General features: G+C 63.8%; 10 protein-coding genes. 5 read left to right on the forward strand and 5 right to left on the reverse strand.

Features of this window, described 5'->3' with window-relative positions:
• Positions 1-129 precede the first annotated feature (129 nt).
• The 5 genes from Y703_RS0106070 (at position 130) to fabF (ending at position 5,135) form a co-directional block, all read left to right on the forward strand.
• Positions 130-1,365, forward strand: coding sequence for a PucR family transcriptional regulator (locus Y703_RS0106070; RefSeq protein WP_035764035.1), 1,236 nt, complete (start codon positions 130-132; stop codon positions 1,363-1,365).
• A 96-nt stretch (positions 1,366-1,461) separates the two neighbouring features.
• The gene (locus Y703_RS0106075; RefSeq protein ID WP_026551999.1) at positions 1,462-2,427 is read left to right on the forward strand and encodes an ACP S-malonyltransferase; all 966 of its coding nucleotides are present in this window, start codon (positions 1,462-1,464) and stop codon (positions 2,425-2,427) included.
• Positions 2,424-3,476 carry a beta-ketoacyl-ACP synthase III gene (locus Y703_RS0106080; RefSeq protein WP_026552000.1) on the forward strand — a complete coding sequence of 351 codons (1,053 nt, stop codon included), beginning with the start codon at positions 2,424-2,426 and terminating at the stop codon, positions 3,474-3,476. Before Y703_RS0106075 ends, Y703_RS0106080 begins: the two co-directional genes overlap by 4 nt.
• Before the next feature lie 83 nt (positions 3,477-3,559).
• Positions 3,560-3,805 (forward strand): acyl carrier protein, encoded by a 246-nt coding sequence (locus tag Y703_RS0106085; protein WP_026552001.1) that lies wholly within the window; start codon positions 3,560-3,562, stop codon positions 3,803-3,805.
• Between the two features lie 94 nt (positions 3,806-3,899).
• The gene (fabF, locus tag Y703_RS0106090; protein ID WP_026552002.1) at positions 3,900-5,135 is read left to right on the forward strand and encodes a beta-ketoacyl-ACP synthase II; all 1,236 of its coding nucleotides are present in this window, start codon (positions 3,900-3,902) and stop codon (positions 5,133-5,135) included.
• Between the two features lie 78 nt (positions 5,136-5,213).
• Here the strand turns inward: fabF and Y703_RS0106095 are convergent, their stop codons facing one another.
• From Y703_RS0106095 to Y703_RS18275, 5 genes are all read right to left on the reverse strand, one after another.
• Complete coding sequence (locus tag Y703_RS0106095) at positions 5,214-5,717, reverse strand: DUF3145 domain-containing protein (RefSeq protein ID WP_026552003.1); 504 nt, start codon at positions 5,715-5,717, stop codon at positions 5,214-5,216.
• Positions 5,718-5,882: 165 nt separating this feature from the next.
• On the reverse strand, positions 5,883-6,803 hold the full coding sequence (locus tag Y703_RS0106100; protein ID WP_035764037.1) for a tyrosine recombinase XerC: 921 nt from the start codon (positions 6,801-6,803) through the stop codon (positions 5,883-5,885).
• A gap of 55 nt (positions 6,804-6,858) precedes the next feature.
• Positions 6,859-7,467 (reverse strand): methylated-DNA--[protein]-cysteine S-methyltransferase, encoded by a 609-nt coding sequence (locus Y703_RS0106105; RefSeq protein WP_035764039.1) that lies wholly within the window; start codon positions 7,465-7,467, stop codon positions 6,859-6,861.
• A 20-nt stretch (positions 7,468-7,487) separates the two neighbouring features.
• On the reverse strand, positions 7,488-8,699 hold the full coding sequence (dprA, locus tag Y703_RS0106110; RefSeq protein ID WP_026552006.1) for a DNA-processing protein DprA: 1,212 nt from the start codon (positions 8,697-8,699) through the stop codon (positions 7,488-7,490).
• On the reverse strand, positions 8,696-10,086 hold a 1,391-nt coding region (locus Y703_RS18275; protein ID WP_035764041.1), incomplete at its 5' end, for a YifB family Mg chelatase-like AAA ATPase. The genes Y703_RS18275 and dprA, both read right to left, overlap by 4 nt.

The following is a 10,086-nucleotide window of genomic DNA, read 5'->3' on the forward strand; positions in this document are numbered from 1 at the left end:
GATGGCCGGTTGCAACCGGCCATCCTGAGCCCCAGGGCAGTTTCTTTCGGGCGCTTGTCGAGTTCTCGGCGTGTTTGTAGCCTCCACACAAAATGGAGCCTGACGCTGCTTCGGACGTATGCTCGAGAAATGCCTGTGTCCGACCGCCCTTTTCCCCCCAGTTCCCGCAGGACCCAGATCCCGGTCGCCGATCCTGACACGGTGGAGCGGCTGAAGTCGAAGATCGGCGCGCTGTCAACCGCCACCCTGCAGCAACTCGACGCGTCCCTGCCCTGGTATCGGGGGCTGCGCCCCGACGAGCGGTCGGCCCTGGGAATGGTGGCACAAAAGGGAATTGCCTCCTTCGTGAACTGGTATCAGCGTCCGGTCTCCCCCGCCTGGGTCCTGAGCGACGTTTTTGGCACAGCGCCCACGGAACTCACCCGTTCCATCAGCCTGCAAAAGGCCCTCCAGCTGATCCGCGTGGTCGTTCAGGTAGTGGAAGACCGGGTGCCGGATCTTGCGGCGGATGCCGATCAGGGCGCGCTCCGCGAGGCGGTCCTGCGCTATTCGAGGGAGGTGGCGTTCGCGGCAGCTGACGTCTATGCCCGGGCTGCCGAGACCCGCGGCTCCTGGGATACCCGGCTTGAGGCGCTGGTTGTCGATGCCATCCTGCGTGGGGAAAGTTCTGATGCTTTGCGCTCCCGGATCGCCGCAGTGGGTTGGAAATCCCAGGCCCGCATCACGGTCATGGTCGGCAGTTCGCCGCCCGAACCCAACGCCCTCTTCCTCAACGAGCTGCGCCGCACCACCGACCGGATCGCCGAAGACACCCTGGTAGGCATCCAGGGCGACCGGTTGATTCTGGTGCTGGGCGGACTGGAGAACAAGGAAAACACCTTCAGCAGGCTCAGCGACCTCTTTGGGCCGGGGCCCGTGGTCTACGGCCCGGAATCGGAATCCCTTGTCGCAGCGAGTGGTTCGGCCCAGGCAGCATTCGCAGGTCTCACCGCGGCACGGGCCTGGCCCGCCGCACCACGCCCGGTCGCGGCCGACGATCTGTGGCCAGAACGAGTGATCTCCGGGGATGACACAGCGCGCAAGGCCCTCATTCGGAACATCTACCGCCCACTGGTCGGTGCATCCAACGGACTTGAAGAAACACTTTCTGCGTACCTGAATTTAGGACATTCGCTGGAGGCGACCTCTCGTGAGCTGTTCGTCCACGCCAACACCGTCCGCTACCGGCTTCGGCGGGTCTGCGATATCACCGGCTGGGATCCGCTGCTCCCCCGTGAGGCCTTTGTTCTGCAAACCGCGCTGGTAGTCGGTCGGCTGAGCCAGCCCCCACCCGCCCCGTCGGAGCGTCCAGCTACTCGTCCGTAACCCGGCTCCTCGTTGTAGACTTCCTACAACGCGGCATCCGGAGCTTCGTTCACCGGACTACCCAATAATCCGCTCCCAATTTGGAAAGCTTGATACGTGCTTGCAATTGTCTGCCCCGGTCAGGGGTCCCAAACGCCCGGTTTCTTGAGCCCCTGGTTGGAACTCCCAGGCGTACGTGATCATCTTGAGTCCCTCAGTGGCCAGGCTGGGGTGGATCTGACCCGGCACGGCACCACCTCCGATGAGGAGACGATCAAGGACACTGCCGTGGCGCAGCCCCTGATCGTTGCCGCTGGTCTGGTTACGGGGCGCGTGCTGCTGGCGAGCCGCCCGATGACTGCCGCAACAGTGGTGGCGGGACACTCCGTGGGCGAGCTGACGGCGTCGGCCATTGCCGGCGCCCTTTCCGAACAGGACGCCGTGTCCTTTGTTCGGGTGCGTGCCACGGCCATGGCTGAGGCAGGGGCAGTTGTCGCGACCGGCATGAGTGCGGTTCTGGGTGGCGACCCCGACGACGTCGCAGAGGTTCTCGCCCGCCACTCACTCACACCCGCCAACAGCAATGGTGGCGGTCAGGTGGTCGCGGCGGGCACCCTTGAGCAACTCGCAGCTCTCAGTGCCGATCCACCCGCCAAGGCTCGAGTCATCCCCCTCAAGGTCGCCGGCGCCTTCCACACCCATCACATGAGCCCCGCAACTGCAGCGCTGCAGGGACTCCGGCCATCCCTGAGACCGATGGCCCCGGCAGCTACCCTGCTATCAAACTTCGGCGGTATGCCGGTGACCAGTGGCGACGCCAACCTGGACAGCCTGATCGCCCAGGTATCCCGGCCGGTCCGGTGGGACCTCTGCATGGCACAGATGGAGCAGATGGGCGTCACCGGGGTAGTTGAACTCTCTCCAGCAGGAACGTTGACCGGGTTGATGAAGCGGGGAATGCGCGGGATACCCACATTGGCCGTAAAATCGCCGGAGGATCTTGGTACTGCGGCTGCGTTTATTGATGAGCACTCCCGAACTCCGGATCCGGTCATTTCCCCCATCGCAGAAGGACATTCGTGAACGCCCCGGCCTTGAAGCAAGCACCACTGCGCGAGCACACCCGCATCCACGGCATTGGGGTGTTCCGGCCAGATGTCATTGTCACCAATGAGGATATTTGTCAGTGGATCGATTCCTCGGATGAGTGGATCAGGCAACGCACGGGAATTGTGACCCGCCACCGCGCCGATCGGAACACCAGCGTGATTGACATGGCGGAGGCGGCAGCGAGAAGTGCGCTGGAAAGCGCCGGCATTGAGGCATCGCAGCTCGGCGCTGTGCTCGTCTCGACTGTGACTCACCCCTATGCGACGCCGTCAGCGGCTGCCCACCTCACCGACCGACTCGGGGCTACCCCGGCACCGGCCTACGACATATCAGCGGCCTGCGCCGGTTACTGCTACGGCATAGCACAGGCTGACGCGATGGTTCACGCGGGAACTGCCGAGTACGTGCTGGTGGTGGGCGTCGAGAAACTGTCCGACTTCATTGACAATTCGGATCGGACCATCTCGTTCCTGCTGGGAGACGGCGCCGGGGCAGTGGTGATCGGCCCGGCCGGTAGCGCTGGCATTGGCCCCTCTGTCTGGGGCTCGGATGGCAGCAAGCACCAAGCGATCAGAATGTCCCATTCGCTGCTGGACATTCGCGATGCTGAGCTGGCCTCGGTCGCGGCAGTCGGCGGATCCCTTGACGACGCGCCAAAAGCATCATGGCCGACCATGCGCCAGGATGGCCAGACAGTCTTCCGGTGGGCAGTCTGGGAAATGGCCAAGGTAGCACAGCGGGCCCTCGACGAGGCGGGGGTGACAGCTGAGGATCTTGTTGCGTTTGTGCCCCACCAGGCCAACATCCGCATCATCGATGAGATGGTCAAACAGCTGAAGCTTCCGGAGCACGTTGAGGTGGCACGCGATATTGTTGACGCTGGAAACACATCGGCCGCATCCATTCCGCTCGCCATGCATCGCCTGCTGCAGGAAAATCCCCACCTCAGTGGAGGCCTTGCGTTGCAGATCGGTTTTGGTGCTGGACTGGTGTTCGGCGCCCAGGTGGTAGTACTCCCCTAAGTTTTCCAAAGCAAAACCGTCAACCGCGGTTTGATGAACCATGTCGGGTCTTCGATCCGGCTAGAAAAGAAAAGGAGCCATCCATGGCTAGCAACGAAGAAATCCTGGCCGGACTGGCCGAAATCGTCAACGAGGAAACTGGTCTCGCACCAGAATCGGTTGAAATGGACAAGTCCTTCACCGATGACCTGGACATCGACTCCATCTCAATGATGACGATCGTGGTCAACGCTGAGGAAAAGTTCGGCGTTCGCATCCCCGACGAAGAGGTCAAGAACCTGAAGACCGTCGGCGACGCCGTCACCTTCATCTCAGGCGCCCAGGCCTAGGCACCCAGTTGTGGGGCCAGCACTACGCTGCTGGCCCCACAATCGCCGCTCAGCACGTTCCACAGCTACACCACCACGTTTTAGAGAGTGAACCATGGCACGCAAAGTAGTCATCACCGGCCTGGGCGCGACGACGCCGATTGGCGGCGACGTTCCCACCATGTGGAAGAACGCCCTCAAAGGTGTCTCCGGTGCCCGAACCATTGAAGCCGACTGGGTCCAGGAGTATGACCTGCCCGTGACCTTCGCCGCGCAGATCACCGTTCCCGCCAGCGAGGTCCTCTCACGAGTTGAAGCCAAGCGCATGGATCCCTCCACCCAGTTCGCGGTCATCGCAGCCCGCGAAGCCTGGCGGGATTCAGGGCTTGAGGAAATAGATCACGACCGTTTCGCTGTCGCGTTTGCCACCGGAATCGGCGGTGTGTGGACCCTGCTCGACGCGTGGGACACACTCCGGGCCAAGGGACCCCGCCGGGTGCTGCCCATGACCGTGCCCATGCTGATGCCCAACGGTCCAGCTGCAGCCGTCAGCCTTGACCTCGGAGCCAGGGCTGGCGCCCACACCCCCGTGTCGGCGTGCGCCTCGGGTACCGAAGCTCTGCACCAGGGCCTGGAACTGATTCGCTCCGGCAAGGCCGACGTCGTCATGTGCGGTGGAGCCGAGGCTGCCATCCACCCGATGCCGATTGCCGCGTTCGCCTCCATGCACGCCCTGTCGCGTCGCAACGACGATCCAGAGCACGCGTCCCGGCCGTACGACGTCGGCCGTGACGGGTTCGTCATGGGTGAGGGTGCCGGAGCGCTCCTCATCGAGGCCGAAGAGCACGCACTGGCACGTGGAGCACGGATCTACGGCGAGCTGGCTGGCACCTCGGTCACCGCTGACGCCTACCACATCACCGCCCCCGATCCTGGCGGACTCGGCGCAACGAGGGCCTTGAAGGCAGCAATGTTTGATGCCCGGGTTCAGCCGTCCGACATCGGTCACGTCAATGCCCATGCGACGTCCACGCCGGTGGGCGACAAACCGGAGTATATTGCCCTGAAAACGGCCCTGGGTTCCCACATCGACAACGTGGCGGTGTCGGCAACCAAGTCGCAGACTGGCCACCTGCTGGGCGCCTCGGGTGCTGTTGAAGCCGTCATGACAGTGCTCTCCGTCTATGAGCGCAAGCTGCCGGTGACCATCAACCTGGAAAACCAGGACCCCGAGATTCCGTTGGACATTGTCACTACCGAACGGACCCTTCCCGCCGGTGATCTGGTGGCGTTGAGCAATTCGTTTGGTTTTGGCGGACACAACGCTGTGATCGTGGTGCGCAGCGTCTAGGCAGTCCCAGTTTCACCGTTGACTTGGAAGGCGCCGGCCCTGAGGGGCGGCGCCTTCTGTTGCTGAGAGTTCGGGGTGCTAGCCCACCTGGTGTAGCCACCTGACGGGGGCGCCCTCAGCAGCATGCCGGAACGGCTCAAGTTCCTCATCCCAGGATTCGCCAAGAGCCAGTGACAATTCGTGATAGACAGCAGCGGGGTCGCCTGCGCCGGTCTCGTAGGCGTACCGGATGCGGTCTTCGGTCACCATGATGTTGCCATGAACGTCGGTAGCTGCGTGGAAGATGCCCAGATCAGGGGTGTGCGACCACCGGCCGCCATCGGCACCAGCACTCTGCTCCTCGGTGACCTCGTACCGCAAGTGAGCCCAGCCTCTCAGGGCTGAGGCCAGCTGGGCACCGGCTCCCTGGGGTCCGACCCAGGACAATTCTGCCCTGAACATGCCGGGCGAGGCAGGTTGAGGGGACCACTTAAGATCGGTCCGCTGATCAATCACCGAACCGATGGCCCACTCGATATGTGGGCATAACGCAGAAGGGGCTGAGTGAATATACAACACTCCGCGCGCCGTGATACCAGACATTCCATCCTCCATAGCTGTAGGTACGTCTTCCCCAACGACCTGCAATGAGAATGAAATCTTCCGGATGTGTCTGCCGACACGGCAGACTAGGCATCATTCTGCCTTACATCGCCTGATTGCGCCAACGCAGCCCAGAGGGGCTGCGGTGGCCTCCGGTGCTAACCACTAGGCGCGTGGGTGCGCCTGCTCATAGCTCGCGCGGAGCCGGTCAACCGATACGTGGGTGTAGATCTGAGTGGTGGCGAGGCTTGAGTGCCCGAGGATTTCCTGCACCGCCCGCAGGTCTGCACCCCCGTCCAGCAGATGGGTGGCAGTGCTGTGGCGGAGCGCGTGAGGTCCGGTCGCCGAGGTGCCGTCAACCCCCGCGAAGAGCTTTTCAACTGTCGACCGGACCTGGCGCTGATCAACCCGGCCGCCACGTCGGCCCAGGAACAGTGAATACCCGCTAGCTGCAGTGACCAGCTGCGGCCGGCCCCGCCGGAGCCAGTCATCCAGGGCATGCGCGGCTGGAACGCCGTAGGGAACAGTTCGCTCTTTGTTGCCTTTACCGACCACCCGGAGGGTGCGTCGATCGGTGTCGAGATGGTCAATGTCCAATCCGACCAGCTCCCCCACCCTGATGCCGGTGCCGTACAGCACCTCCACCAGGGCTGTATCCCTCAGCGCCACCGGGTTGCCGTCGACCGATGCGGTCCGCAGTCCCTCAAAGATCCCGCCGAGCTGTTTCGCTGACAGGACGCCCGGCAGGGTCTTTTCCCGTCTGGGTGCGCGCAGACGAAGGGCAGGGTTGACCTCGATGAGCTCTTCCCGCACCGCCCAGGCCAGAAAGCTCCGCACGGTCGCTGCCCGGCGCGCGATAGTCGACCGTGCCTGGCCCTGGGCATCCATCGAGCCGAGCCAAGAGCGGAGGTCGGCAAGGGTGATCTCGTCCAGCCGGGTCACGCCCGTCTGGTTCGCAAAGCGAAGCAGCCCACCGATGTCGGTGAGGTAGGCGCGTACGGTGTGGACCGAACGGTTGCGTTCGGCGCTGAGGTAGCGCTGATACCGATCCACCGTGTTCTGGAACGGCTCGGGCAGTTGTTGCATCTAAATACTCTGCGCCCTTCGGTGGGCATCCTCAAGGAGGCGCTCCGCACGGGCCTCACGCAGCAGGGCGGATTGCATCACCCGCCTCAAGATCGAGCAGGAACCTTTTGGTTTCCGGGCCCGCCGAGTAGCCGGTGATCCCGCCGGTAGACCTGACCACCCGGTGTCCGGGAATGATGATTGCCAACGGGTTGACCCTGATCGCTGCCCCGACTGCCCGACCCATTGAAGGGTTTCCAAGTTGTGCCGCAAGCTCCTTGTAACTGCGCGTTTCCCCATACGGGATGTCCAGCACGGCAGCCCACACCCGCTGTTGGAAGTCAGTCCCGGCCGCGTGAACAGGCAGACTGAAGGCCCGGCGCTGGCCGGCAAAGTAGGCGCAAAACTGTTCGCTCGCACGCTCGAAGGTGGCCGCTTCAGCTTTCAGACTGGCGACAGTAGCACCGTTGTCGCTGAGTTCCTTGGCCCCCAACCCCTTTCCGACTGGTCCGGCGGGGGCGCTGGACACCGTTCGCTGACCGGAGATAGTGGCGAATGGGACCCCGACGGCCGACGGTATGGGCGGCGGGTCGTGGGCCTCGTGATAGACAGCCGTGAGCGCACCCCGTTCCGCAACCAGCAGCAGCCTACCAATCGGGCTGGCAATGAATATATGGGTCTTCATGTGCTTGTTCCTTTCGTTGTTCAGTTGCGATGAGTGCTTCCACGTCGCCAGCGGCCGTCGTCGGTTCGTTCTGCGAGGACACTGAGCTCCAGCCGGCTGAGGCCCGCCAGAACATCCCGGATACCCAGTCCAGCCACCGAGGCCAGTTTGTCCACGGTGGTGCTCGCTCTGACGGGAAGGGCGTCAAGCAGGAGCAGGTCTTCAACACTGAGCCCATCGTGCACCGCGGCACGTTGTTCAGGCTCCGGGACCCATTCGGTGCCGATCGGACCGGCGAGTTCAGCGATCTCTGCAGCATCGCTGACGCACACGGCGCTGCCTTCCCGCAGTAGCCGATGGCATCCTGCCGAGTTAGCCGAATACACCGAGCCCGGCACCGCCCCTACTACGCGCCCCAACCCTGCTGCGTGGTGGGCAGTATTCAGCGCACCCGACCGCCAGCGTGCCTCAACCACTACTGTCACTGCGCAGAGGGCGGCGATGAGCCTGTTGCGTTGAAGAAATCTCCACCTCGTCGGCGAGGACCCAGGTGGCACCTCGGCGACAAGGAGCCCACGCCGTGCCGTCTCGCGAAGGAGTTGCTCGTTGCCAGCCGGGTAGTACCGATCGACGCCGCACGCTGTGACGCCGATGGTGGGCATGATGCGCTCCTCGCCTGCCGCAGCCAGGGCGGAGCGGTGGGCCTGGGCATCGATCCCGTAGGCTCCACCGGAAACGACCGTGTATCCACGACTCACCAGACCTGCGGCGAGGTCTCCGGTAACAGCAGTTCCATAGGCGGTGCTGTCCCGTGATCCGACGACCGCCGCCATGCGGTTGAGCTCGGGTAGACCTGCTGAGCAGTCACCGCGCACCCAGAGGCATGAGGGGGCTGAGAGTTGCAGGTCATCAAGTGCCTGAGGCCATAGGTCACTTTCAGGGGTGAGCAGTATCCCGCCCAGGCGTTCGAGGGTCGCAAGGTCACGTTCGGGAGCCAGGTCCGCGACCCGCGGTTTCCATCGTTCGAGTGCTTCCCTGAGCGCCTCTGGGCGGCCACTGATGCCATGGGACTCGAGCTGGCCAGCCACCTCACGGGCCATGGCGGTCCCAACCGGGGCCTGACCGGTGGCGATCAGCAGCGCATCTGCCGGACCAGCGGCGACGGTCAGAGCAAGTCCGACTGTATCCGATGGCTCGAAGAGCCGGGAGAGCGCCGCCCGGGCAACGACTGTCGGGTCAAGTGAACCTGTCATGATGCCCTCTCCTGCAGCCGAAAGCTCAGCGCTATGTCGACATCGTTAGTTGTCGGCGAGGTGCGCCCTCCCAAATCGGCAAGGGTCCAGGCCACTCTCAGCACCCGGTCATGTCCCCGCATGGTCAGGGTTTCGTTGTTCATGGCTTTGTCCACCGGCGCGCTGACAGCCTTGGGCAACTTCAGGCCCTCGTTCAACACGGAGGGCGACATTTCGGCGTTGGTGTGGGCTCCCCACTTGGCCAATCGTTCCCGTTGGGCTGCGCGCGCGGCGGCTACCCGTGCAGCAACGACCGTTGAAGACTCGGCTGCGGCACCGTCAGCGTAGTCGGCAAGAGACACCCGTGACACTGCCAACTGGAGGTCTACCCGATCAAGGAGCGGTTGGGATAGGCGATTGAAGTATCGGCGCCTCTGGTCCGCTGTACACACGCAGTCGATTCCTTTGCCACTTGCCAGTCCACAGGGGCAGGGATTGAGCGCCATCACGAGTTGAAAACGTGCCGGGTAGGATGCCGTGCCCGCCGAGCGGTGCAGCACCAGCTCTCCGCTCTCCAACGGTTCTCGCAGGGCCTCCAGGACTCCTCGCTGGTATTCGGGCGCCTCATCGAGGAACAACACACCGCGATGAGCCCGCGATGCTGCTCCGGGACGCGGGATACCGCTCCCCCCTCCGATAATCGATGCGGTTGAGGACGTATGGTGTGGGCTCTCAAACGGCGGCCGTCGCTGCAGGCCGTGACAGGAGAGCACCCGCCCAAGGGAATGAATGGCTGTCACCTCCATTGCTTCGGCATCGGAGAGGTCGGGGAGGATTCCGGGCATGCGTTCAGCGAGCATCGTCTTACCGGCACCCGGCGGGCCCACCATCATCATGTGGTGAGCGCCGGCGGCGGCGATTTCGATGGCGAATCGGGCGGTCGACTGGCCAGCGATATCAGCCATGTCTTTGCGGGCTGGCGCAGCCGTCGGGACGGGCGACGCTGGCACTGGCACCGGGCCGGTCATCGTCTCGGGGAGGGAGACTTTCGTAGGATCGGCGCCGAAAGCCAGGAACACTTCGGCGAGGCTCGCGTAGCCTCTGACCTCTGCCTGCGGGACCAGTGCTGCCTCGCCCTGGTTGCCAGCCGCCACCACAAACCGCGTGTATCCGGCCTTGACACCTGCCATGACCGCTGGCAGCACGCCGCTGATCGGTCGGAGCCGGCCGTCGAGTCCCACTTCAGCGATGAAGACAGTATCAGCGCACCCACTGACCTCGCCGGTAGCCGCCAGCGCCGCCATGACGATCGCCAGGTCAAAGGCCGAGCCGCGCTTGTGCAGCGAGGCAGGGATCAGGTTGACAGTGATTTTCCGACGGCTGAGCGGCAGGCCCGCGTTGCGGGCGG

The organism is Arthrobacter sp. H20 (assembly GCF_000520515.1).
GTDB lineage: Bacteria > Actinomycetota > Actinomycetes > Actinomycetales > Micrococcaceae > Arthrobacter_D.

Bases quoted from the DNA above. Each gene is read 5' to 3' on its own strand.
- Y703_RS0106070 (WP_035764035.1), top strand. From the start codon at position 130: ATGCCTGTGTCCGACCGCCCTTTTCCCCCCAGTTCCCGCAGGACCCAG.
- Y703_RS0106085 (WP_026552001.1), top strand. From the start codon at position 3,560: ATGGCTAGCAACGAAGAAATCCTGGCCGGACTGGCCGAAATCGTCAAC.
- fabF (WP_026552002.1), top strand. From the start codon at position 3,900: ATGGCACGCAAAGTAGTCATCACCGGCCTGGGCGCGACGACGCCGATT.
- Y703_RS0106095 (WP_026552003.1), bottom strand. From the start codon at position 5,717: ATGTCTGGTATCACGGCGCGCGGAGTGTTGTATATTCACTCAGCCCCT.
- Y703_RS0106100 (WP_035764037.1), bottom strand. From the start codon at position 6,803: ATGCAACAACTGCCCGAGCCGTTCCAGAACACGGTGGATCGGTATCAG.
- Y703_RS0106105 (WP_035764039.1), bottom strand. From the start codon at position 7,467: ATGAAGACCCATATATTCATTGCCAGCCCGATTGGTAGGCTGCTGCTG.
- dprA (WP_026552006.1), bottom strand. From the start codon at position 8,699: ATGACAGGTTCACTTGACCCGACAGTCGTTGCCCGGGCGGCGCTCTCC.